The organism is Undibacterium sp. RTI2.2, from assembly GCF_035018705.1.
In the GTDB taxonomy this organism is placed as follows: Bacteria; Pseudomonadota; Gammaproteobacteria; order Burkholderiales; family Burkholderiaceae_D; genus Undibacterium.
On the sequence record NZ_JASJXN010000018.1, the window covers coordinates 1 to 23,332 of the forward strand.

Here is a 23,332-nt window from a genome sequence, read left to right on the forward strand (position 1 = left end):
AAACAAGAAAACCAATCGCAACAGTGGCCACACCCATGCTCGACTTTACTGGTTTGGGTATTTTGCAAGAAGCTCTACTGTAAAAATAAAATGGAATAAGACCTAGAACTGCTACAAGTAAATAACTATTTGGAAATTTAAATTGAGGAAGAAGTAAACTAAATGTTGGCTCTATTTCTGTACTGTGAATAGTCTTTCGAGTAATCGTAATAGCAACTAAATTTTGAATTGACCAAACCACATCGTTTAATTCGATGATCTTGTCAGTGATCCTAAGTTTTGATTGTGGCCTAGATACAAAATGAGCTCTCGCCATATATTAGTCCTTATAAAATAATTGAAATCGGAACGCACGGATTAGAAATCCATTACAGAAGCGTTAATGATTACTACTAATCATAAAGTTACCTGCATATTTTTTCCGCGCACTTTTTGCTTAAATATGCTGACGATTTTCATCTTATGTTCAGACTGATTTTGATAGCCTAGGGCACGGAAAATAACTTTATTATCTTGGCATCAATTACCGTTCGATCGCCAGCGCAACGCCCATACCACCACCGATACACAAACTGGCAAGCCCTTTCTTGGCGTCGCGCCGTATCATTTCATGGATCAGGCTGACCAAAATACGGCAACCGGATGCGCCTATGGGATGGCCAATCGCAATCGCGCCGCCATTGACGTTGATTTTGCTGGTATCCCAGCCCATTTCTTTATTGACGCCAATCGCTTGTGCGGCGAAGGCTTCGTTGATTTCCATCAAATCCAGATCTTGATGATTCCAACCTGCTTTACGCAAACATAATTGGGCGGCGGGTACTGGTCCCATGCCCATGATGCTTGGGTCAATACCGGCAGAGGAATAGGCTTTAATGCGCGCCAATACCGGCAAACCCAGTTCTTCGGCCTTACGTGCCGACATCATGATGACGGCTGCTGCGCCGTCGTTCAGACCAGAGGCATTACCGGCGGTCACTGTGCCATCTTTGGCAAAAGCCGGGCGTAAGCTGGAGAGCGATTCCAGCGTAGTACCGTGCTTGATGAACTCATCGCTATCAAATACGGTCGTGCCTTTTTTGCTGTCGATTTCAAAGGGCAGAATCTCGTCCACAAACTTACCGGCTTTTTGTGCCGCTTCTGCTTTGTTTTGCGAAGCCAGTGCAAACTCATCTTGCTCCAGACGCGTTACACCGAATTTTTTAGCCACGTTTTCAGCAGTGATACCCATGTGATATTGGTTGTACACGTCCCACAAACCATCAACGATCATGGTGTCGACTAATTTGGCATCACCCATACGAAAACCGTCGCGCGAACCGTTGAGAACATGGGGCGAAGCACTCATGTTCTCTTGACCGCCAGCGATGATGATATCGGCATCCCCAGCTTTGATCGATTGCGCGGCAAGATGCGTCGCCTTGAGACCGCTACCGCAGACTTTGTTGATCGTAAATGCCGGTACCATATTTGGCAAACCCGCTTTGATCACTGCCTGACGCGCCGCATTTTGGCCTACGCCTGCGGTCAATACCTGACCTAAAATAACCTCATTGATCAGTTCCGCACTCAAACCAGTTTTGGCCAACAAACCTCGGATGACATGTGCACCAAGATCAGAAGCGGCAATTTTTGCTAATGAACCACCAAATTTACCTACTGCGGTGCGACCGGCAGCAACGATGACGACGTCTTGCATGTGAATCTCCTCGGTGAATGCTCATAGGTGAGCTTGGAATGATGGGCATTTTTTAAATCCCCTTGTTATTTTCCATTTTAATCCTTACCAATCAGGATCGCCTAATATCGTTTGATGCAGAAGCGGTATTAGCAAGCAGATAAAAACTGGGCGAAAAAAATGGGCTCATCGTTCCCGAGAGCCCATTTTTAAAACCGTGTTACCTGATGCGTTACAGCTGATGTTTCAGCTAAGCGCTGCAAGTACTCTCAAGTATTATTTCTTGCTTTTAGTCGTTTTTTCAGCAGCTTGTGTAAATTGCTGTGTGGCATTTGCCAGGTTTTCTTCCAAAGTCTGAACAGCTTGCTTGCTAGTTTTAGACAATTGCTCGTAACCTGCATTGATATTGCCGATGACGGATTTCAATGCTGTTACTGCTTGTTCGGAACCTGCTGGTGCATTTTTAGTGACTTCGTCGATCAACGCAACGACTTTAGTATTTGTTTCAGCGATATGCGCTTCTACTGCTTTAGTAAATTCAGCTTGAGTAGCAGAAGTGATGGATGCCAGATGACGGCCATATGCCAATGCTTTTTCTGCACTAGGTTGTGCTTGAGCAGCTGCCAGAGCCATAAATTCTTTTGGATCTTTCGTACCAACTAATTGCTTAGCCGTTGCTGTGCCTTCTTCCAAAGTCGCTTTAGCAGCGCTGACGTTCAAAGCAAAAATTTGCTCTAAGCCTTCAAATGCTTTTTTGTTCAAAGCGGTCAAAGAAGCGAATTGTGCTTCCATTGAAGTTTTAGTAGCAGCGATAAATTGTTCTGGTGTTGTAAACATAATGATCTCCTAGATAGTAAAAATGACGGTAATGCGGAATTTCACAGCGCCTTCCATCCTATTTATCCAAATGGTGCACCGCAACAATTCCTATTGTACCTACTTATTTTCGACGGTCAAGCATATTTTGTGCGTTGCAACAAAATATTTGTAAGGATGTGTTTCTTGCCAGTATAGGAGATAAGCAAAATTCTTCTAGCAGGGTTTTGTAGAATGGATCATTATTTTGCAAAACTATGCGCGACATTGATTGCGTAAAACCAACTTAGTGCATATCCTTAGTCATCTGTTTTGATGGCTTTATGTGTTGCGGTATGCCGATCTGCGTTTCCATTTCGATGGAATCTCAGTTTCAGTCTTAGTCATATTTTTAAAATAAGTCCGACAAATATTATTGCGTCAAAGTACTCGATAATTTGATCACCATTTCTCTAAGGTTTGTCCTGTCAACGAAAGAAATGTTATGGCTATCCAGCGGCGTCTCCTGTTGATCATTAGTTTTTTTGCAGTCGCTGTTAGTGCCTGCAATGATGCATCTAAGCAATCATCCTCTGCCATCAGCGCATCGGCCGATGCTCAAAAACTCCCGGCATCAAACAAAACAAAAAAAATCGCGCTGGTCTTAAAAACACTGACTAATCCTTACTTTATTGAAATGGAAACTGGTGCACGTGATGCTGCAAAAAATCTAGGTGTTGATTTAGTCGTCAAAATGGCATCGCAAGAGACTGCGGTAGAACAACAAATCCAGTTAGTAGATGAGTTAATTCAAACCAAAATCGATGCCTTAGTAATTGCGCCTAGTGATTCACAGCGCCTAGTGCCAATTCTGAAAAAAGCTCAGCTTGCAGGCATCCTCGTTATTAATATTGATAACCAACTTGATGCAGCGACGATGAAAAGTCAAAAAATGAGTCCAGTGACGTTTATTAGTGTTGACAATCAAACCTCAAGTTATCAATCCGCAAAATTTATTGCTGATCAAATAAAAGCGCCAGGCAAAGCAGCGATCATTGAGGGTATACGCACCTCAGAAAATGCCCGCATGAGGACGGTAGGAGCAGAACGTGCTTTTGCCGAAAATCACAATCTCAAACTGGTGGCAAAAGAGACTGGTAACTGGAAAATCGATGAGGCTTATCAAGTCACTAAAAAAATATTTACGGCTTATCCTGATATCACTGTTTTATTCTGCGCCAACGACATGATGGCCTTGGGGGCTATTAAGTATTTAAGCGAATCCAACAAAAAAATATTGATCGCCTCCTACGACGCTTTGGCTGACGCAAAAATCGCTGTAAAAGCAGGTTCACTGGCAGTGACCGTAGATCAGCAAGCGAAGAAGCAAGGCTACGAAGGCATCGCACTCGCGGTACGTGGTCTGAATGGAGAAAAGTTACCCGATGTGATGTTGGTTGATACCGCTTTAGTTACGGCCCAAACTCTACAATGAGGCGCGCCCATTTTGTCCGTCAAACATAATATTTCGGTCAAACTGATTGGCTACCTGTTCTTTGTCAGTGTATTGCCGTTGCTGTTATTTGCAATCATCTCCTACGGCACGACGCAAAAAACGATTTTTGATTTAGCCAGAAGTTATAGTACCCAACTACTCTTTAACCAGCGCGATTATCTGGAACTAGAAGCAGAACAAGTAGAAAGTCTGGCTTTTAACCTCGCGGGCGTTGAAGAGATCAGCAATGTGGTGGTGAAAGCTGACCAGGCGGCTACCTTAAGTCGCAATTCATACGATGATTTATTTACTCAGGCAGAAATTCGGCAACGACTTAATGCCAATAGCAGCCTCAAGGGTGTGATATCGATAGACTTGTTCACCACCAAAGGTCATAGGTTTTATGTAGGCGATACTTTAAACGTCGCGCCTGTTAACGACATGATCAGACAAACTATTTTTGATACGGGTATCGCCTCAGAAAAATCGATACTATGGCTGGGCGTAGAAAACAATTTAAACCCTGCGTCACCCAACCGCAAGGTACTTACTGCACTCAAAATTATTCGACATTTTTCTCCTGAAAGTATGTCCTCCACGCCAGTGGGAATGATTCTAATTAATTATTCTACCGATTATTTATATCAACATTTTAGTCACATCGACATGGGTGAGGGTGCCTATCTAATGGCCGTTGATAGCTATGATCGTATGATCTATCATCCCGATAAAGAAAAAATTGGCAAGGTCATTTCATCAGAATTTAACGCCGCTGCAATCCGCAAAACCGGTATCCATAACTTGCGCTTAAACGGGCAGGAATTGATGCTCAATTCCACTTGCCTAGCCAAATTAAACTGGTGCATCGTCGCGGTGATTCCAGAAAAAACTTTTATGCTGCCGATGGAAAGACAATCACAAACCGCTGCGTTTTTGATCCTACTTTGTCTCGGTCTGATTGCCTTTGGTGCGCGTCAATTTAATCGCGCGATGCTCATACCGATTAAGAATATTTCTGATGGATTCCGGAAAATTGAAGAGCAACCCTACGCGCAATTGCAACCCTTGAACATCCCCGATAGAAAGGATGAGATCAGCGAACTCGTCGGCTGGTTTAATGCCTTCCTAGAATCGCTTGAAGCACGTAAAAAATCAGATGAAGAATTGCGTGAGAACCAAGAAAAATTTTCAAATATTTTTCAAAAATCGCCACTACCGTTAAGTTTGGCAAATGCCAGCAGTGGTCGCTTCATCGATGTGAATGATGCCTGGTTAAATCAATTTGGATTTTCGCGTGAAGAAGTAATCGGGCGCTCGGCAATCGGTTTAGGTCTATGGGCTGATGACACAGAAAAAACACGTTTGTTAGCGCAGCTTAACGAAAAAATAACGATCAACCAGTTTGAGGTGCGTTACCGCTGCAAAGACGGGCGCGATATTATCTGCCTCTTGTCCGGTCGCGTGGTGGAACTGCACGGAGAGCAATTTTATATTTTCTCGCCAACAGACATTACCCGACAGCGAGAAATAGAAAGAGAAATCCAGGAGATTAACCAGGAGTTAGAGTCCCGGGTTCAGCGTCGCACACTCAATCTGGAGCAGACCAATACGGAGCTGGCCAATGCGATGGAGACTCTTAAACTGACCAAAGATGAGCTGGTGCGTTCAGAAAAAATGGCGGCACTGGGTTCTCTGGTTGCCGGTGTTGCGCATGAGTTAAATACACCGATCGGTAACAGCGTTACAGTCGCCAGCACCTTGCAGCACAAAACCCAAGAGTTAGCTCGGGAAATCAGTAGCGGCAAGATTCGCCGCAGCACGCTGGATGCTTATCTCGATAGTTCGTTCATGGGCACGGAATTATTAATGCGTAATCTTGCTTTGGCACGCGATCTGGTGATCAGTTTTAAACAGGTTGCGGTAGATCAGGCCAGCAACCAACGTCGCCGCTTTGATCTTAAAAATACGCTAGCTGATGTGGTCGTGATGCTTGACCCTATGTACAAAAACACGCCATTTGTCTTAGAAGTTGCCTTGCAAGACGGCATACAGATGGACAGTTATCCGGGTCCGCTAGGGCAATTGATTACCAACTTTGTGACAAACGCGTTAGCTCACGCATTTGAGGGCAGAAACCATGGCACGATGCGGTTGACCACCAAATTGCAACAGGAAGATATGGTCGAAATTACCTTTTCCGATAACGGTGTTGGCATACCGGCTGAACATCAGCCACGGGTCTTCGACCCCTTCTTTACCACCAAGCTAGGTCAGGGCGGTTCTGGCCTTGGTTTAAACATCGTATTTAACATCGTGACCAGCTTACTCGGCGGAAAAATAGAACTCCAGTCCTATGCCGGTGTTGGCACTAGCCTCATCATCACGCTGCCACTAAAAGCGCCGGATGTTGCAGATAAAAAAGTTCGTAATTAAGCTAATAATTAAGCTCATGGCTAAGTTAGCGAATGCCTTGTTGCATGCATTGCTTATTTATAAAAGAGGCCACGGGATGCAATAGGTTCTACAATTCGAAAACATTATATGAAAGTGACCGTTTTCGCACTATTACTTTCTTTTAAAATTTGCCCAATACGCATACTCATACACAGTATATGTAAGCTCTCCATATAATCATTGGACGATACGGCATATTTTGAAAAAATTATGGGGAGTATATTCTACGTGTCGTCAATATGCTGCCGACTTATACATTGCTACGCAGCCATATGCCTTGCTTGACGTTGTGGCAAAGATTTAGTTTCTGGCTTCTTCTCCACCGGATTATCCTGCGAATGATTCTGTAGTTTTGCCAGCTTTGCCGCCGATTTATCGCTGACGTTTTTACGATTAGCTTGCCCGGCGTAATCACTACCCAAAATCTCTGTGACCAGAGCGTCGTCCATCTGGCGTTCTGTGCGCAACCACTCGCCGACTAAGGCCGCTAAACGTTCCAGCGCAATCCTGTGGGTCGCATCGGTTTTTGCATACAGCCAATCTGATAACGCCATAAAGTTTTCAAACGGTGTCTCTGCCAGCAGGTGCGGCAGAGTATGACTAAACCGCCCGGAGTTGGCGACCAAATCCCAGTAACGAGCAAAGCGCACCAGGCGCTGCATGGTAGAAAAATCGATCGTACTATTGGCAAGAATGGTGTAAGGCGGATACGGATCAAACACCATGCTCCACTCTTCGGTATGCCGGATAATCGGCGTACCGCGCAGACGCTTTAAGATGCCAAACTGGATTTCGTGCGGCTGCAATGCGTACAACTTATTAAAACCTGCAGCAAAGCTCTCTACCGTTTCGCCCGGCAATCCAGCAATCAGATCAACGTGCAAATGAGCATGTGAGTTCTCACATAACCAGCGAATATTGTCGGCGGCTTTCTGGTTGTCTTGTTTGCGGCTGATACGTGCTTGTACTTCGGGGTTAAAACTTTGAATCCCGAGTTCAAACTGCAAAGTGCCTGGCGGGAATTTCTTGATACCTTCTTTGAGCGCGTCAGGCAAATGATCTGGCACTACTTCAAAATGGGCAAATACGGGATCATCAGGATTGGCCTCCAACTTATCCAGAAAGAATTGCATGATCTTCAGGCTGGTCTTAATGTTGAGGTTAAAGGTGCGGTCAACAAATTTAAACAGGCGCGCGCCGCGCGCATGCAGACTTTCCATCTCGGCTAAAAAGCGGTCGATCTCAAACGGCCACGCCGTCTTATCTAAGGCAGATAAACAGAATTCACACTTAAACGGACAACCGCGTGAGGCTTCGACATATAAAGTGCGATGTTTGATGTCTTCATCGCTGTACAAATCGTAGGGCAAGCTGATGTCAGCCATCGCTGCTTGCACACCGGCATGGATTTTCATTAGCGGCTTAGGGCCTTGCAAGACTTGGCGACACAGATCAGGGAAAGTGACATCGCCCCAACCCGTGATGACGTAATCCGATAATTTGACAATCTCTTGCTCGGAGGTTTCATACGATACTTCTGGCCCACCCAAGATTATGATCACTTCTGGAGCGACCCGTTTTAATAAGGCGACGACTTTGGTGATTTCTTCAATATTCCAGATATAGACGCCAAACCCGACGATCAATTTTTCTCCGGCGATCTTGTGCGACAGTAATTTTTCTACTATCTCGGTGGTTTTTGCACCCGTCACAAATTCTTGCAACTGAGTTTGTGCTTGCAGCGGCCCCATGTTGGCGAGCAGGTAGCGCAAACCCAGAGAAGCGTGGGCGTAACGGGCATTGAGGGTAGAGAGCAGAATGGTCATGGGGTGTATAGACGGCAAAGACAGCGAAAATAAAACAACAATAGAGCCGTATTGTACGACGCCACGCAGCAAGCTCTATTGGAACAGCGCTACAACACAACTAGGGCGAAGTTGAAACGAGCGGGATTACTCTGCCCATCAAGCTATTAGCAGCACCTTATAGTTACTAAAAGTGAGCATCAAGACATCGAAACCAAAACACTTTGGCGCTGGTTTAATGACGTTCATCCTCGCGTTTTTGCGTTTCATCGCATCCCGCTCGCGGTCGACAAATGCATGGCCTACAGTGCATACATCAACAAAGCAAAACGACTTGCAAGTTGAAACGAACCGAACTAAAACTTAACTAGCAAAAAGAGGAAAATCAAATGAAAACATCATTCAAAACACCAGCAATTTTCAGTGCTGCATTGATCGCTGGCGTGTTCGCAGTCGGTGCTGCATTCCAACCCGTTTCCAGCAACGCTAACGTGAATACACAAGTTGCCCAAGCCCAAATACAAACTGTCACTATCGTCGCAAAACGCATGAGCGCTGATGAAAAACTGGCCTTCGATACACAAGCTAATGGCATCCAGACTGTCGTCATCAGCGCAAAACGTTTAAGCCCAGAACAAAAATTGATTATGGCGCAAGAAGACCAAGCCTTGCAACATGGCGTTGCGATCAAAGCAGTTCGTTTAGCTCAGAACAATGGTTGATTTATGATAGATACTGGTAAGGAGTACAAGCTAAATTACGCTTTTTGTCCAGGTTTTAATTGGACGATTAAAAATACTCCCCTTATTTCTAACCTTCGTATCCAAATCAAAAGCATTTAATTCCACATCGTAGATGCCTTTGACTTGGACATGAGAATGTCCACCAAGTTTAATCCCGCTCAGGCGGGATTAGTCGCCACCGCTGCGTCATATAACTGCACATAATTCAGATTTTCAAAACAACTTGCTGCTTGTGGCGTTAAGCCCAGCAGCATTTTTTCGTCGTTCGACCGTAGTTGCGCATGGTTGACCATAACCCGCATTTTAGCGAGCAGATCAGCGGTGTGCAGCAAGTGCCCAAGTGGCGTCCAGACCGGCGCTTTACTGCCGCTGGCTTGTTGCTGCAAGGCCTGGATAACCGCTTGCGGAAACTCCCAGCGTTGTGCAATCCGGTAAGACAAGGTGACGGCGACTGAACTAAACGCATGATAAAAACTGGTGGAATATTTAAACTTGGTCTGATCCGCAATCTGGTCAATCAGACGGAACGCGATAATCAAACCCACGTTTTTCATCAAGCCCGTGAGGAAAGCCTGAAACGGGTCAATCGCGCTATCAACACTGCTGGCTAACTGGTGGCAAGCGACCGCGCATTTCTCTGATTGTGTCCAGATATGCGGTGCAGCGCGACGTGTGTAATTGCCTGCGTTGAGATTAATAATCGGACGGAACGCGACTTTGGCAATCAACAGGCGCAAACCGTCTTCACCCAAGATCATCACGGCTTTCTCCAGACTGTTAATCCGGTCGGCTGGGTTATACAGTGCGCTGTTGACTGCATTAATTACCTCGCCGACCAGCACTACGTCTTTAACGATGTGACGCGACAACTCACCTGCCGATACGGTTTTATTGCGCAAACTACCCAACAGTTGTGGAATCACGGTCGGCACCCGCGGCACGACCACGGCGTCGGTCAAATCCGAGGCGAGCAAAGCATAAAGCGCTTGCAACACTTTTTGCTCGGTTTCCATACTGATGCCTTCGCCGGGATGCCCCATCAACCAGTCAAAATACAAAGCATCAACCGGAATTTGCGGTCGCCATGCGGTAAAAGTGGGCGGCAACGGTGGCGCCTCTGCCGGCTGCGATGTTTGCTCAATTTTCGCCATGGATACATCCACTGGTGTAGCTGTAACAGGTGTAACAGTGCTGAGCGGCGTTGATGGTGTTACCGGGCTTTCAGGTAGGATGGTAGGGGGAGTGGCTTTTGGTATTGCCGCTACTACCGGTGTTTGCTGAGGAGATGCGGGGCGCTTGATTGCTGCTTGAATTGGCTTTTCATTCGTACCAAATAGCCGCTTCAGAAAGCTGGAGAGAGGATTCTGCACAATGTCCCTTTCGGTGTCGTTATCTGTATCGTTATTCTTAGCAATCTTGGTGTTGAAAACCTGCACAATGTGGTCAAACACAGTGTAGCCTTATTACCGCCAGCACCCGATACCGGACAAAGTAAAAATGTAAGAAAGCCTCAATTCATCAAGAAAATGTAGTTTTTTGAAAGGACATCGTATGATCGCTTTATTCAGAAACCGTACTATGGCTCAATGGCTGCTCGTCGTCATGGTGGGCAGCATCGCCAGCTTGCTATGCCAAACCAGCCCTGCAGGTACGCTGCGGGATAAATTAATTGAGCGGCGCATGCAACAGTCAGAGCTGGATCAGGACGATCCCAGCACGCTTAACCAGAATGGTTTACCCAAAGGCAACCGCATCATCAAAGATGTCGCCTACGGCAGCGACGCCAAGCAAAAGTTTGATGTCTATATCCCCGCAACCACGCCGGACAGCGCCAGCAATCCCAGCAGCCACGACAACAAAGCCATGCCCGTGATCTTTATGGTACACGGCGGTGCATGGGCGAATGGTGGCAAGGCAATGGGACGCGTGGTCGAAAACAAAGTCGCACGTTGGCTGCCTAAAGGTTTTATTTTTATCTCTACCGATTACCGCATGCTGCCAACCTTGCAAGCGCGTGAGCAGGCGGAAGACGTCGCCTTGGCGCTGGCAGTCGCGCAATCCAAAGCCAAAGAATGGGGCGGCGATCCCAGCCAGTTTATCGTCATGGGACATTCTGCCGGCGCGCATTTAGTTGCTTTGCTTGCGGCCTCGCCCGACGTGACATTGCAGTTTGGCGTGCGCCCCTGGCTGGGAACCATTGCCCTAGACAGCGCAGCCTACGATCTGAGCGCCATTATGTCCACCAAACACTATGGCTTTTACGACAAAGCCTTTGGCAAAGATCCCGGCTACTGGCGCGCCAGTTCACCATTGCATAAATTAGAAGTACCAGGCGTACCGTTTTTGGCAGTCTGCTCCAGCAAGCGACCTGACCACCCTTGCGATCAAGCCAGCAGCTTTGTGCAAAAAGCCAATGGCATGGGGATGCGGGCGAGTTTATTACCGCAAGCAAAAAGTCACGGCGAGATTAATTTCCAGCTAGGTTTAGATGGCGACTACACCATTGCAGTCGAAAAATTTATGGCGTCTTTATCACCGGTGGTGCAAGCGCATTTGCGTGGGGCAGAATAGCTTGATTGGCGATTGAACTTACTCTGTTAGCTAGTTTGTCAGCAGCCAGATTTGCCAACTTTGCTAAGCTTGGAATGGCGAGCCTGAACCGGATAATGTACACCGCCCATCAAATCTAGCTTAGCAGCGTTACATCCCTGATCGTGATTCAGACTGCGGTCTAATGTTTTCAGCAAACTACCCTGCTCATCATCTTGTGCCAGATGCCAGAACATCGCACCTGCTAAACCTTGCTGTTTGATGTAGGCAGTTTTGTAGGACAAGGATTGCTGGTCGTCATAGCTGACAAAAATATGCTGTTCTGGTTGCCATAACCAAGGTACTTTGGTCTGATCACTGAAGTAGCGGACATAGCCAAAATTCCCAACAAGCATGGCTTGAATTTCTGCATAACTTGCCATGCGTGGTTCTTTGCGCTGGGTGCAGGTATCGCAACCGATCAGCAGAGCAGGATCACCCTGATATATTTCTGCCGACTCCGTCACAAAGGCTTGATATAAGCCGTGATTTTTTGGCTCCACATTAAAAAATGCACGCCCATAAAAAGGTACACCCAATACCATTTTATTCGCCGGAATGCCTGCTTGCAGATGCAACTGAACCGCAGCATCTACGGTATTGGCAAGTGGCGACGGAAATCTCTCCGCCAGTTTTGCAGGCGATAAATCCGTTACAAATTTCTGTTCACGCAGTGGATTGGCCATCATCGGCTCACTGGTATCACCAAACAAATGCGCATTATGATTGGTCTGTTTTTGCCAAACGCCATTTAAATCATAAGTCATTAAATTGATGTAATCGAGCTGCGCGACAATGGCGGGGAGCTGTACATAATAGCGCGTCAAATTGCCAGCATCGCCAGCACCGGCAATAGTGAGTTGCGCTTTTTTTTGCACACGGGTTTTATTCTCTAGCGTTAGTTGATGACGGATTTCTGCTAGCAAGGCGGCGAAATTTTCAGCGTCTTGCTGCCGAGGATATTCCCAGTCAATATCAATACCATCAAAGTCATAGCGCTTCATTAAGGCGATACAAGAACGGGCTAGTTGTTGCCGACGTTCCGCAGTGGCAGCCGCATCACGATAGCGCCCGACGGTCGGACTGCTGTCATTGCTATACGCCCACCCGCCTAAAGAAAACAAGACGCGCAAATTGTGATTGTGACGCTTTAATGCCATGAGGTCGGCAAATACCTGAGCCGCTTTATCTCGGTCTATGCCCTCCCCCAGATCACATTCGCCTGTCGGATTAATATTCATGAAAGAGAAATTAATATGCGTCAGCATCGCCGCTTTTTGTGCTGTGATGCGCGACACCGGGAATTCCGCCGCCTCAGGGTAATGATTAATCTCCGTATTTTCCAGGAAATAGTAGCCGATCACCACATGTTTGCCGGAGGCCGCAAAAGCGAGATTCTGACTAAAGAATAGGCTAAAAAACCCGCTAAGTACTAGAGCAGAGAATCGAAATAGCATCATGGCGTTTAATAACATTGAGTAAGAGGCAAACTAGAAAGTATCGAAAGAGAATGCGGCGATTGAGTACGACGGTCAACAGATTTTTAGTCCCCATCAGGAGCGTCAATACCACTAAACCAGCGAGCTACGGATCTTTATCGGTAACGACCATACCAGTCCCTTCAATCGGAGCGCTGGTATGGAAAATTCAGAGCAGTCTGCTTTTATCTATATACTCGCAATTTTGAAACACCCCAGGAAACACCATGGACATGCAAGCAATAGAAAACCGTCTGGAAGACTTAGAAATCAAAATATCGCGTCAGGAAGATGTGGTCGATACGCTGAATCAACTGGTGTATCAGCAGCAAAAAAAGATTTCAGAACTGGAAAGCTTTTGCAATGCCTTGGTCGGACGCATCAAAGAAATGGCTGCAAATGCCAGTGAACAACGCATTGTTGATGAGCGTCCACCGCATTATTGATGTCAAGACTTAACCAAAAACCAAAATCTCTCACCACAGATACCCTGAGACACCGAGACACAGAGACACAGAGGAACATAGGAACAACAAATCAAGAGCAAGGCAGGTTTTCGCTGTTCTCCTGATGTTCTCTCTGCCTACGGGCTGAGAGGACTTTTGGATGCCCAATGATTCTGCGGCTTACAGACCAATATCATGCCAGCAGCCACAGAATCATTGGACATTCTGATCGGGAGCTCCCATTTAGAAGTTCCCGTTTTAAACAACGACTTAATCCGCCTCACCTTCCCAATATTCCATCGTCGCACCTTTGTTGTACGACTCGCCCGTGAGGCGCACGCCGACGCGGTTGGTGTCTGGGTACACAATCACGTCATGCGGACTGCGGTCACCAATCAATAAATACCGACAGACCGACTCTGTATGATTAAAAATGCTGTGGCCCTGCTTTTGTCCTGCGGGAAAAACTACATAACTGCCCGCCGACATTACGTAAGTTTTATCACCCAAACGTAAAGTCAGGCTACCTTCCAGCAGCATCAATTGTTCTTCTTCCAGATGATGATAATGATGAGGACAAGCTTGCTTGCCTGGTGCCAGTTCTTCGATACAAACCCCAATCCGCTGGCAACCACCATGCTCTGCAAGCTGCTGATAACGCGTGCCAAAACGGCTACCATGTGAGTATTCGTCCCACACCACATCTTTGATCAAAAACGGCTCGGTTACTCCGTCTGCATTGATTGCCTTGGCTTTGGTCTGATCCATTTTCTCTAACCTGTCTTTTTTAAACTACGTTTCGCGTCAATGCGGTTGATTACAAATTAAAAATAGTGGCCGGCCAAGCAAAGCGAAATAAAAGCTACTACCATCAGCTCGTTTTTTGGCTAATGCGTTGGCTTATTTGTTGGCTTATTAGTTCGCTACTCGTTAGCTTATTCGTTAAGTCATTGGCCGTCTGGTGACGTGGCATGGTGCTTGCTGCCAGGTTGACTTAATTCAAATGCAATGCAGAACAAGAACAAAGGAACAAGCATGTCCATGATTTCAGACGAACTGACCCAGCAAGCCTTGTGGCGCGACAAGTTAATGTTGATGCTGGAATCCACCGGTGACGGTATGTTTGGGATTGACCTGGCGGGTTGCTGTACCTTTATCAATCGCGCCGGGGCTGCCATGTTAGGCCGTTCTGTGAATGAGGTACTAGGACAAAATATGCATGGTCTGGTACATCATTCCCACAAAGATGGTCGTCATTATCCAGAAGAAGTTTGTCCGATTTTTTTAGCGTTCCGCACCGGACAACCATGCCGCAATGATCAGGAAGTGTTTTGGCGTAGTGATGGCAGTCCATTTGCCGTGGAATATTCGTCTCACCAAGTGATAGATCAAGGTCAGGTGCGCGGTGCAGTAATTACGTTTAGCGATATTTCTAAACGTCGTTATGCAGAAGAACAATTGCAACATGCCAAGCAAGAATTAGAAGTACGTGTGGCAGAGCGTACTGCCGAATTGTCTGCCGCACTAAACCAATTGCGGCAGCTATCGGCACATGCACATTCTGTCAGGGAAGAAGAACGCAAGCGTATCGCACGCGAAATTCATGACGAATTGGGTAGCTTATTGGTCGCGCTAAAGTTTGATGTGAACTGGATGGCAAGACGTGTGGCTGATCGAGAAGAGGTCTCGCGCAAATGCAGTGTAATGAATCGCCTGATCGAATCCGCAGTTGAGAATGTAGGTCGCATTATTACCGATCTGCGCCCCAGTATTTTAGATCACCAGGGTTTGATTGCAGCTCTGGAATGGCAAGTACAAGAATTTGCCGAGGCGACCGAGATGCAGTGTGATTCCAGTATCGAAGCCACGCCAGATGCAGCCACGCCAGAGCCAAATCTGGCAACAGCCGTGTTTAGAATTTTTCAGGAAATGTTGAGTAACATCGCGCGACACGCGCAAGCAAGCGCTGTCCATATCCGCATTCGCTTACGGCAAGATGCCTTGCTGATGGAAGTGGCTGATAACGGCGTCGGCGCGCAACAGGCAGCGCTATACCGTGCTGATTCTTACGGCGTCATGGGAATGCGTGAGCGGGCGCTGCATTTCGGTGGCGATCTGCAAATCAGTAGTCAGCATGGAGAAGGGACATTGGTGCGATTGACTGTGCCCGTGCCAAACGCTGCTCCCAACATAGTAGAACAAGCACTGCAACAAATCTCAGGTACACCATGATACGAATTTTATTATGTGATGATCATCGCATCGTGCGCGAAGGGGTAAAACAAATTCTGGCGGATGCGGGCGACATCGAAGTCGCCGGAGAATGCGCCGATGGACCAGAGGTGATAAAACAAGCCAGTATTTTAGCGATTGATCTGGTTTTGCTGGACATCGCATTACCAGTACAGGACGGCTTGGAAGTGCTGCGCCAGCTTAAGCAGCAAATGCCTCGGCTACCTGTCTTAATGCTTTCTACCTATCCAGAAAAACAATATGCCACCCGTTGTTACCGGCTAGGGGCATCTGGCTACTTGAATAAAAGTGCTGATACTGATCAACTTGTTTTAGCGATCCGCAAAGTCGCCGATGGTGGCTTGTATATCAATAGCAGCATGGCAGAAGCCTTGGCGGCAGACATGGGACGTCATATAGCACGCTTGCCGCACGAGACTTTGTCACATCGTGAATACCAAGTGTTCCAGGCAATTGCCAGTGGCATGAGTGTGAAAGAAATTGCCGACAAGCTTGATCTTAGTCCCAACACGATCAGTACCTACCGTACCCGCATCATGGAAAAGACCGGCACGACCAATGACGTCGGCATCGCCATGTACGCCGTAAAGCATCAGCTGATTACGGTATAGATTCCCATTCGCTCATAAGATTTTGTGTTTGTGTTTGTGGCTTACGCAAAAACCAAAACCTCTCACCACAGAGACACGGAGACACAGAGGAGCAACAAAAGAAGAGAAAGACATGTTTTCGCCCTTCTCCAGATTTTCTCGCTATTGAACCCAGATTTTCCATTAGACCGCTACCACTTCGCAGAAACGCAGACGGCATGCGGTCATCTGACGGATAGCACCACCGCGATTTGAGTGGGAACGCTACAGCGACAATTGCATCTTTGGCGAACTGCCTGGCGTTGTTGCTACTCCTAGCAAGATGCAGCTTGCGTCGTCGTCGCGTCTAGCCAGTCAGTTCGCCAAAGGCACACTTGTCGCTGTTCCAATGGAAAATCTGGGTTGATTCTTCCTCTTTGCCTCTGTGGTCTGTGGTGAAGGGTCTGGTCTTTTTGGTTTTTCGGTAAGTCCTATTTGTAGTTGTAGCACTACAAAGCATCGTCGCGACACGACATGATTTGGGATGATGGCAAGCTGCTTGCAAGCACTTCTGGCGTTCTTCAATTTTTTACTAACCCGCCAAGGAGTAGTCCATGTCCATCTTCCGTCCATACGATTCAGACCATAGCGCCGCTGGCTGTTCCTGCGGTCGTCATAGCGACGAAACCGAACACAATGCAGAGCAAGAACGTGCTCTGGCAGCACGCGCCACGAACGTAGAACACCTGACCAACGATGTAGTGGAGGAAGCCGTACTACGCGCAATGTTCCCGCAAGACCATCTGCGCCGGCACTTTTTGCGTGCAGTCGGTGCCAATACAGTGCGGGCTGCGATTGCTAGTGTGCTTCCTTTGGGTGCATTGCAAGCGATGGCACAAGAAAAGACCGGACCGATTGAAAAGAAAGATTTAAAAATTGGCTTCATCGCCATTACTTGCGCCGCACCGCTGATCATGGCTGACCCCTTAGGCTTTTACCGCAAACAGGGGCTGAATGTCACACTGAATAAAACTGCTGGCTGGGCGCTGATCCGCGACAAGATGGTCAACAAGGAGCACGACGCTTCCCATTTCCTGTCACCAATGCCACTGGCAATGTCGATGGGGCTTGGCTCCAACCCTTTACCAATGCGGGTAGCGACGATCCAAAACATCAATGGTCAGGCGATTACCTTGCATGTCAAACATAAAGACAAGCGCGACCCAAAACAATGGAAAGGCTTCAAGCTGGCGATTCCGTTTGAATACTCGATGCACAACTATTTGCTGCGTTATTACCTTGCGGAACACGGCTTAGACCCTGATCGTGACGTACAACTGCGCGTTACCCCACCACCAGAAATGGTTGCCAACCTTAGGGCTGGAAATATCGACGGTTTCCTTGGACCTGACCCGTTTAATCAGCGGGCGGTGTATGACGAGGTCGGTTTCATTCATATTTTGTCGAAAGAAATTTGGGATGGTCACCCTTGCTGCGCATTCGGAACCTCTGAAGAATTTATCAAACAAAATCCGAATACCTTCGCCGCTTTGTTCCGGTCGGTATTAACAGCGGCAGCGATGGCGCGTGATCCGGCGAACCGTGCGCTGGTCGCCAAAGTCATTTCACCAGCGGCCTATTTAAACCAGCCAGAAACCGTTGTACAACAAGTCTTAAGCGGCAAATTTGCCGATGGTCTTGGTAACGTCCGTAACGTACCGACACGTGCCGATTTTGATCCTGTTCCTTGGGATTCGATGGGCGTCTGGATTTTAAGTCAGATGAAGCGTTGGGGTTATATCAAAGGGGATGTCGACTATAAAGCCATTACTGAAAAAGTATTTTTGCTGACCGACGCTAAAAAATACATGGCGGAATTAGGACAAACCGTGCCTGTCGGTGCGTATAAAAAATACAAAATCATGGGCAAAGAATTTGATCCAGCTACGCCAGACGCCTATGTCAACAGCTTTGCTATCAAGCGATAACCAAGATGAACAGTTCAACCTCTGGAAAAAATCTCAGCATGCGTGCGGCAGTCGTGTCCTTGCTGATACTGCTGGTTTTTTTGTTGAGTTGGCATCTGGCAACCGCACCGACAACACATGCTACGCCAACCGCTGCAATGACCGCAGAGCAGGAGGAATATGCCAAGTTGATGGGCGGTGCCGGAACAAGCGCAGCCGCAGATGCCGCGCCGGCAAAGACGACCGGCTTCCCCACGCCAGCACAAATGGGACGGACTATCGTCAGACAATTGTCGCACCCATTTTATGACAACGGTCCCAATGATAAAGGCATTGGTATTCAGCTTGGCTATTCCTTAGGCCGGGTCGCCTTAGGATTTATCATCGCGGCAGTGGTGGCAATACCGGTAGGTTTTATGCTGGGCATGTCACCGCTGATGCAAAAAGCTTTGAATCCGTTTATTCAGATTCTTAAGCCTATCTCACCATTAGCCTGGATGCCGCTGGCATTGTATACGATTAAAGACTCCTCAGTCTCTGGCATCTTTGTGATTTTTATCTGCTCGGTCTGGCCCATGCTAATGAACACCGCATTCGGTGTGGCATCTGTAAGACGCGATTGGCTGAATGTCGCCAGAACCTTAGAAGTAAAACCGCTGCGCAAAGCGTTTCTGGTCATCCTACCCGCTGCTGCACCAACGATCTTGACCGGCATGCGAATCTCGATGGGGATTGCCTGGCTGGTCATCGTCGCGGCAGAAATGTTGGTGGGTGGCACGGGTATCGGCTATTTCGTCTGGAACGAGTGGAACAATTTATCGCTCACCAGCGTGATGTTTGCCATCTTGATCATCGGCGTGACCGGCATGCTGCTCGACTTGCTGTTTGCACGCTTACAAAAATATGTCACTTACGTGGAATGATCATGACAGCCAATTCTGCAACTAATTCTGCAACTAATTTTGCGACTAAGGTAGTAGCTAAGCTACTAGCTGATCATGTGGCAGACAGCAAACCGTTTCTTAGCGTAAAGGGCTTAAGCAAGTCCTATAACCCAAATAGCGCCCCCGTGTTTGACGAGGTATCGTTTGACATTACCCGCGGAGAGTTTGTCTGCATCATCGGTCACTCCGGCTGTGGCAAAACCACGATTCTGAATGTGTTAGCGGGTTTAGAAATAGCGACTTCTGGCTTAGTGCTAATGGATAACCGTGAGGTCGCAGGCCCCAGCCTGGATCGTGGTGTTGTCTTCCAAAGTCATGCGCTAATGCCGTGGTTCTCTGTCTTGGCGAATGTGAGCTTTGCGGTGCAATCCCGTCACCCCGAATGGCCACGTGCTCAGGCCGAGCAGCATGCTGCCAAGTTTATTGATATGGTGGGATTAAAGGGTTCAGAACACAAGAAACCATCCGAATTATCCGGCGGAATGAAACAACGGGTAGGGATCGCCAGAGCGTTCTCCATCGAGCCAAAAATGTTGCTTCTGGACGAGCCATTTGGTGCTTTAGACGCCCTGACAAGGGGGGTAGTGCAAGATGAGTTACTCAAGATTTGTGCAGCCACCAACCAAACCGTTTTTATGATTACGCATGACGTCGACGAGGCGATTTTGTTGTCCGACAAAATCATGCTGATGTCTAACGGCCCACGCGCTTGTCTGGCAGAAATCGTTGTTAACACCATGCCAAAAAACCGTACCCGAGAAACTATGCACCATGACCCACAGTTCTACAAAATCCGTAATCATCTAGTGGATTTTTTAGTTCACCGGTCTAAACAGATGCAAGCCGATGGTAATGCAAAAATCCATTCCACTGGTTCAACCAGTAATGTCCGCAAGGTGCCCATGGTGACGCCAGGTTTAGTCAATTCGGAAATAGATATACCTTGAATTACCACTTTAACTACCACTCAAATGTTAGCAACATCAATTTCCTCTTTTATTCCCTCAGGAGAATCACATGGACCGCAATGACGTCACAAAAAAAATCATCTCAGCCAAAGTCAAAAACAAAATGACTTGGGCCGATATCGCCAGCAAAATCGGTTGCAGTAAAGAATGGACAACCGCTGCCATGCTAGGGCAAATGACGCTCAATCTGACGCAAGCAACTATCGCCAAAGACTTGTTTGAATTGACCGATGAAGAAACTGCATGGCTGCAAATTGTTCCGTATAAAGGTTCATTACCAACCCCAGTTCCAACCGATCCACTGATCTACCGCTGGTACGAAATTGTCAGCGTCTATGGCACCACGATTAAAGAACTAATCCATGAAGAATTCGGTGACGGCATCATGAGCGCGATCGATTTTTCAATGGATATCCAGCGTGAGGCTGATCCTAAAGGTGATCGGGTGAATGTAGTTTTAAGCGGTAAATTTTTACCGTATAAATCGTATTGAAATTGATTAAAAACTAAAATTCTCGAAACTAGACGTCCAATGATTCTGCGGCTTACAGAGCAATATCATGCCAGAAGCCACAGAATCATTGGACATTCTTTCTTAGAAAATTAAGTAACAGCCCTCAAACGAAACAAGAATTTAATTACGGACTTCAAGTTGTTTAGTAAGAGCATAGCGAGCGCCGCCGGGTGGAAAATCCGCAAGCTGACTGAAAATTACATATCCAAGCTTTTCGTAAAACGGTAGCGCCTGAAAGCTAAGTGTCTCTAAGAATACACGTGGACATCCACGGCGGATTGCTTCGTCTTCTACCTCTTGCATGAGTTTCGTACCAAGACCAAGACCGCGCAGATCATCAGAAACCCACACCGCTTGCACTTGCATCCAACCAAGATAGGTGGCAGCAACGACGCCTCCCTCAATGCTTCCATCTTCACTACGCACACTGATAAAGAGATAATTTGGCGTCTCTCCGTTGGCTTTCGATGCGTTATAAGCGGTAAGTCCTTTGATGACTAAACCCATCTCAGCTGGTTTGGGTTCGGATTCAATGGTTATCTGGTAATGCCGTGACATTGATGCTCCATATTTGTAATTTGAACCGCATGTGATCGCCATAACGAACAAAAGCGAATAATATAAAAGTAAGGCCAGATAAAAATTAGTCGCTAAAAATAGCTCGCTGTTTAAAATTCACCCCAAGAAGGCAATTTGTACTTACGTTTACCATAGGCGTAATACCCACTCATGACCAAGCCAAAAAATAAACCTGCGCAAGCAGCTAGGAGTAATGCCTTTGCGGGTGACATTGTTTGGTGTGACCAAATAAACACCCACATAAAGAATCCCCATGTCGCTGCGAAAAATGTTCCCATGAGTATCGTGTTAACAAAAAAGTTAGCAAAATGTGGTGGACGCAGATCAAGTCCTAAACTCCAGAGCATCCGGAAAATCGGCGGGGCGTAGTTACTAGGCCACATGCCAGTGGATTTAAGGAGTTTTAATGCTGCTTCTCTTTTTGGATTGACACTCATTACTTATTCCTAAAGCCGGATTAAACATAGCAAAAATTTGATTCATCCTGCCATATAAAAATTGACTAAGCAATATCGTATAAAAATCTCTTTTACTGCATTGATGCTACTTCCTGTTAATTATTGAATGACGAAAAAAATGGACTGATTTCTCAGTCCATTTTCTAGCCATCTCCAGTTAACAAATGATTAGCCCAAGGCTAGTTAATTTTTCAAGCTAAGCCTTCTGCTTTTAGTGCAGCATGAACTGCCGGGCGGCTGACAACGCGACCGCGTAGGGCGGCGATATTCTCTAAGTGCGAAATATCCAGTTTGACGAACTTAGCCCAGTTCGTGACGGTAAATAAATAGCCATCGGCGACGCAAAATTGATCACCCAGCAAAAACTGTTTTCCTGCCAGCTGATCGTCGGCCCATTTCAGGTTAGTTAAGATGCGTGCTCTTGATGCGGCTTTCACTTCTTCAGCAGCGTCCGGGTTAAATAATGGTGCGAAATTTTTGTGTACTTCGGATGTGATAAAGCTTAACCATGATTGCATTTGATAGCGCGGTAAGCTGCCATTGGCGGGTGCTAAATTTTTCTCTGGTGCGAGATCCGCAATGTATTGGACGATTGCGGCGCCCTCTGTCAGACGTGTGCCGTCATCTAATTCTAGCAAGGGCACGTAGCCAAGAGGATTGATGGTGTAGTAGTCGGTGCCATCTTTTAGCTTGTGCGTTTTAGTGCTGGCAAATACAGGCTCGAAGTCGATTTCTGCTTCGCGCAAGGCTATGTGAGCAGACAGAGAGCAGGTGCCGGGAGAATAATATAGCTTCATGTTTTTCCTATCAAAAGTAGGTTGATATTTTTACTGAAACAACAGGTAGTAAATGGTGATGGTGGTGACGACGCTGAACTAAAAAAGTCGTACGCTGCTTTTCTGATGCTTTCGTCTTGCTCTAGCATTGTTAGTGACCACCCGACATTTAGTTTACTCATTTTTAAATGAATTTACTTGCCGTCTAAGATGGCTGACACGCTATTTTGAGCAAAGCAAATGCAACACTGCCGGCATAAGCCGGCAGTATTAATCACATAAATGCAAAATTAAATAGTCGCGTAAATCCTAGCGAACTTAGGTTTAGCGTATGGGTAGGCTAGTTGTATTTTTGACTTCTTCCATCACCGCGTAGGTGTGAGTTTCGCGCACACCGTTTAATTGCAGCAGGGATTTACCTAAAAAATCGCGATAGGCGTTCATGTCTTTGACACGGGCTTTGACCAGATAATCAAAACCGCCGGCGACCATGTGGCATTCCAACACTTCCGGGATTGCTTGTACACCGCGCTTAAAGGCGTCAAACACATCGGGTGTGGTTCTATCCAGCACGACTTCAATGAAGACCAGCAGGGCAACATCAAGCAAATGCGGATTCAGTTGTGCTGTGTATCCCAGGATGTAGCCGGACTCTTGTAACTTGCGTACGCGTTCCAGACAAGCGGCGGGGGATAGGTTGACTCTCGTCGCTAACTCTACATTACTGATACGGCCATCGTTTTGTAATTCGGCCAGAATTCTTTTACTGATTTTGTCGAGCATAAGAAGTCAAAGTGAAGTTAATAAAATTCGGTGTAATT

The 23,332-nt window shown here is 46.8% G+C and carries 22 protein-coding genes; 11 read left to right on the forward strand and 11 right to left on the reverse strand.

Annotated features, from left to right (window positions below; all coding sequences use genetic code 11):
- The 3 genes from QN395_RS11395 to QN395_RS11405 form a co-directional block, all read right to left on the reverse strand.
- Positions 1 to 316: hypothetical protein (locus tag QN395_RS11395; RefSeq protein ID WP_323492083.1), on the reverse strand; the 316-nt coding region annotated here is incomplete at its 3' end.
- A 207-nt stretch (positions 317 to 523) separates the two neighbouring features.
- Entirely contained in the window at positions 524 to 1,699 is a 1,176-nt protein-coding gene (locus tag QN395_RS11400; RefSeq protein WP_322120679.1) for an acetyl-CoA C-acetyltransferase, read from the reverse strand.
- Between the two features lie 255 nt (positions 1,700 to 1,954).
- On the reverse strand, positions 1,955 to 2,515 hold the full coding sequence (locus tag QN395_RS11405) for a phasin family protein (protein WP_322120678.1): 561 nt from the start codon (positions 2,513 to 2,515) through the stop codon (positions 1,955 to 1,957).
- A gap of 463 nt (positions 2,516 to 2,978) precedes the next feature.
- On the opposite strand from QN395_RS11405, the gene QN395_RS11410 reads away from it, so the two are divergent.
- Together QN395_RS11410 and QN395_RS11415 are read left to right on the forward strand one after the other, a co-directional pair.
- Positions 2,979 to 3,968, forward strand: coding sequence for a substrate-binding domain-containing protein (locus QN395_RS11410; protein ID WP_322120677.1), 990 nt, complete (start codon positions 2,979 to 2,981; stop codon positions 3,966 to 3,968).
- Positions 3,969 to 3,980: 12 nt separating this feature from the next.
- Complete coding sequence (locus QN395_RS11415) at positions 3,981 to 6,401, forward strand: ATP-binding protein (protein ID WP_322120676.1); 2,421 nt, start codon at positions 3,981 to 3,983, stop codon at positions 6,399 to 6,401.
- Between the two features lie 281 nt (positions 6,402 to 6,682).
- Here QN395_RS11415 and QN395_RS11420 read toward each other — a convergent pair whose 3' ends face one another.
- Positions 6,683 to 8,248, reverse strand: a complete 1,566-nt coding sequence (locus QN395_RS11420; protein ID WP_322120675.1) for a B12-binding domain-containing radical SAM protein — start codon at positions 8,246 to 8,248, stop codon at positions 6,683 to 6,685.
- A 368-nt stretch (positions 8,249 to 8,616) separates the two neighbouring features.
- Here QN395_RS11420 and QN395_RS11425 point away from each other — a divergent pair, with 368 nt between their 5' ends.
- A complete protein-coding gene (locus QN395_RS11425; RefSeq protein ID WP_322120674.1) occupies positions 8,617 to 8,949 on the forward strand; it encodes a hypothetical protein in 333 nt (110 codons plus the stop codon).
- A 179-nt stretch (positions 8,950 to 9,128) separates the two neighbouring features.
- Here QN395_RS11425 and QN395_RS11430 read toward each other — a convergent pair whose 3' ends face one another.
- On the reverse strand, positions 9,129 to 10,421 hold the full coding sequence (locus QN395_RS11430; protein WP_322120673.1) for an HDOD domain-containing protein: 1,293 nt from the start codon (positions 10,419 to 10,421) through the stop codon (positions 9,129 to 9,131).
- Positions 10,422 to 10,521: 100 nt separating this feature from the next.
- Here QN395_RS11430 and QN395_RS11435 point away from each other — a divergent pair, with 100 nt between their 5' ends.
- Complete coding sequence (locus QN395_RS11435; protein ID WP_322120672.1) at positions 10,522 to 11,541, forward strand: alpha/beta hydrolase; 1,020 nt, start codon at positions 10,522 to 10,524, stop codon at positions 11,539 to 11,541.
- A gap of 38 nt (positions 11,542 to 11,579) precedes the next feature.
- On the opposite strand, the gene QN395_RS11440 is transcribed toward QN395_RS11435, so the two are convergent.
- Positions 11,580 to 13,019: a glycoside hydrolase family 18 protein gene (locus QN395_RS11440; protein ID WP_323492082.1), complete on the reverse strand. Its 1,440-nt coding sequence runs from the start codon at positions 13,017 to 13,019 to the stop codon at positions 11,580 to 11,582.
- 245 nt (positions 13,020 to 13,264) lie between these two features.
- Here QN395_RS11440 and QN395_RS11445 point away from each other — a divergent pair, with 245 nt between their 5' ends.
- Positions 13,265 to 13,483, forward strand: coding sequence for a SlyX family protein (locus tag QN395_RS11445; RefSeq protein WP_322120670.1), 219 nt, complete (start codon positions 13,265 to 13,267; stop codon positions 13,481 to 13,483).
- A gap of 270 nt (positions 13,484 to 13,753) precedes the next feature.
- Here the strand turns inward: QN395_RS11445 and QN395_RS11450 are convergent, their stop codons facing one another.
- Positions 13,754 to 14,251, reverse strand: coding sequence for a cupin domain-containing protein (locus QN395_RS11450; protein ID WP_322120669.1), 498 nt, complete (start codon positions 14,249 to 14,251; stop codon positions 13,754 to 13,756).
- A gap of 267 nt (positions 14,252 to 14,518) precedes the next feature.
- Between QN395_RS11450 and QN395_RS11455 the strand changes: the two genes are divergently transcribed.
- From QN395_RS11455 to cynS, 6 genes are all read left to right on the forward strand, one after another.
- A complete protein-coding gene (locus tag QN395_RS11455) occupies positions 14,519 to 15,715 on the forward strand; it encodes a PAS domain-containing protein (RefSeq protein WP_322120668.1) in 1,197 nt (398 codons plus the stop codon).
- Positions 15,712 to 16,347 (forward strand): response regulator transcription factor, encoded by a 636-nt coding sequence (locus QN395_RS11460; protein WP_322120667.1) that lies wholly within the window; start codon positions 15,712 to 15,714, stop codon positions 16,345 to 16,347. Before QN395_RS11455 ends, QN395_RS11460 begins: the two co-directional genes overlap by 4 nt.
- 572 nt (positions 16,348 to 16,919) lie before the next feature.
- Positions 16,920 to 18,293, forward strand: coding sequence for a CmpA/NrtA family ABC transporter substrate-binding protein (locus QN395_RS11465; RefSeq protein ID WP_322120666.1), 1,374 nt, complete (start codon positions 16,920 to 16,922; stop codon positions 18,291 to 18,293).
- 5 nt (positions 18,294 to 18,298) lie between these two features.
- The gene (gene ntrB / locus QN395_RS11470) at positions 18,299 to 19,195 is read left to right on the forward strand and encodes a nitrate ABC transporter permease (protein WP_322120665.1); all 897 of its coding nucleotides are present in this window, start codon (positions 18,299 to 18,301) and stop codon (positions 19,193 to 19,195) included.
- Between the two features lie 2 nt (positions 19,196 to 19,197).
- Positions 19,198 to 20,163 (forward strand): ABC transporter ATP-binding protein, encoded by a 966-nt coding sequence (locus QN395_RS11475; protein WP_323492081.1) that lies wholly within the window; start codon positions 19,198 to 19,200, stop codon positions 20,161 to 20,163.
- Between the two features lie 70 nt (positions 20,164 to 20,233).
- Complete coding sequence (gene cynS, locus QN395_RS11480) at positions 20,234 to 20,677, forward strand: cyanase (protein ID WP_322120663.1); 444 nt, start codon at positions 20,234 to 20,236, stop codon at positions 20,675 to 20,677.
- Between the two features lie 141 nt (positions 20,678 to 20,818).
- On the opposite strand, the gene QN395_RS11485 is transcribed toward cynS, so the two are convergent.
- The 4 genes from QN395_RS11485 to QN395_RS11500 form a co-directional block, all read right to left on the reverse strand.
- Positions 20,819 to 21,256 (reverse strand): GNAT family N-acetyltransferase, encoded by a 438-nt coding sequence (locus QN395_RS11485; protein WP_322120662.1) that lies wholly within the window; start codon positions 21,254 to 21,256, stop codon positions 20,819 to 20,821.
- 110 nt (positions 21,257 to 21,366) lie between these two features.
- On the reverse strand, positions 21,367 to 21,714 hold the full coding sequence (locus QN395_RS11490) for a DUF6404 family protein (protein WP_322120661.1): 348 nt from the start codon (positions 21,712 to 21,714) through the stop codon (positions 21,367 to 21,369).
- 212 nt (positions 21,715 to 21,926) lie between these two features.
- Complete coding sequence (gstA, locus tag QN395_RS11495; RefSeq protein WP_322120660.1) at positions 21,927 to 22,532, reverse strand: glutathione transferase GstA; 606 nt, start codon at positions 22,530 to 22,532, stop codon at positions 21,927 to 21,929.
- Between the two features lie 303 nt (positions 22,533 to 22,835).
- Positions 22,836 to 23,294 (reverse strand): Lrp/AsnC ligand binding domain-containing protein, encoded by a 459-nt coding sequence (locus QN395_RS11500; protein WP_322120659.1) that lies wholly within the window; start codon positions 23,292 to 23,294, stop codon positions 22,836 to 22,838.
- Between the last annotated feature and the right edge of the window lie 38 nt (positions 23,295 to 23,332).

Coding starts and splice junctions, on each gene's coding strand:
- cynS (WP_322120663.1), top strand. CDS start 20,234: ATGGACCGCAATGACGTCACAAAAAAAATCATCTCAGCCAAAGTCAAA.
- ntrB (WP_322120665.1), top strand. CDS start 18,299: ATGAACAGTTCAACCTCTGGAAAAAATCTCAGCATGCGTGCGGCAGTC.
- QN395_RS11455 (WP_322120668.1), top strand. CDS start 14,519: ATGTCCATGATTTCAGACGAACTGACCCAGCAAGCCTTGTGGCGCGAC.
- QN395_RS11450 (WP_322120669.1), bottom strand. CDS start 14,251: ATGGATCAGACCAAAGCCAAGGCAATCAATGCAGACGGAGTAACCGAG.
- QN395_RS11405 (WP_322120678.1), bottom strand. CDS start 2,515: ATGTTTACAACACCAGAACAATTTATCGCTGCTACTAAAACTTCAATG.
- QN395_RS11475 (WP_323492081.1), top strand. CDS start 19,198: ATGACAGCCAATTCTGCAACTAATTCTGCAACTAATTTTGCGACTAAG.
- QN395_RS11400 (WP_322120679.1), bottom strand. CDS start 1,699: ATGCAAGACGTCGTCATCGTTGCTGCCGGTCGCACCGCAGTAGGTAAA.
- QN395_RS11435 (WP_322120672.1), top strand. CDS start 10,522: ATGATCGCTTTATTCAGAAACCGTACTATGGCTCAATGGCTGCTCGTC.
- QN395_RS11425 (WP_322120674.1), top strand. CDS start 8,617: ATGAAAACATCATTCAAAACACCAGCAATTTTCAGTGCTGCATTGATC.
- QN395_RS11440 (WP_323492082.1), bottom strand. CDS start 13,019: ATGATGCTATTTCGATTCTCTGCTCTAGTACTTAGCGGGTTTTTTAGC.
- QN395_RS11420 (WP_322120675.1), bottom strand. CDS start 8,248: ATGACCATTCTGCTCTCTACCCTCAATGCCCGTTACGCCCACGCTTCT.
- QN395_RS11490 (WP_322120661.1), bottom strand. CDS start 21,714: ATGAGTGTCAATCCAAAAAGAGAAGCAGCATTAAAACTCCTTAAATCC.
- QN395_RS11500 (WP_322120659.1), bottom strand. CDS start 23,294: ATGCTCGACAAAATCAGTAAAAGAATTCTGGCCGAATTACAAAACGAT.
- QN395_RS11485 (WP_322120662.1), bottom strand. CDS start 21,256: ATGTCACGGCATTACCAGATAACCATTGAATCCGAACCCAAACCAGCT.
- gstA (WP_322120660.1), bottom strand. CDS start 22,532: ATGAAGCTATATTATTCTCCCGGCACCTGCTCTCTGTCTGCTCACATA.
- QN395_RS11410 (WP_322120677.1), top strand. CDS start 2,979: ATGGCTATCCAGCGGCGTCTCCTGTTGATCATTAGTTTTTTTGCAGTC.
- QN395_RS11465 (WP_322120666.1), top strand. CDS start 16,920: ATGTCCATCTTCCGTCCATACGATTCAGACCATAGCGCCGCTGGCTGT.
- QN395_RS11445 (WP_322120670.1), top strand. CDS start 13,265: ATGGACATGCAAGCAATAGAAAACCGTCTGGAAGACTTAGAAATCAAA.
- QN395_RS11460 (WP_322120667.1), top strand. CDS start 15,712: ATGATACGAATTTTATTATGTGATGATCATCGCATCGTGCGCGAAGGG.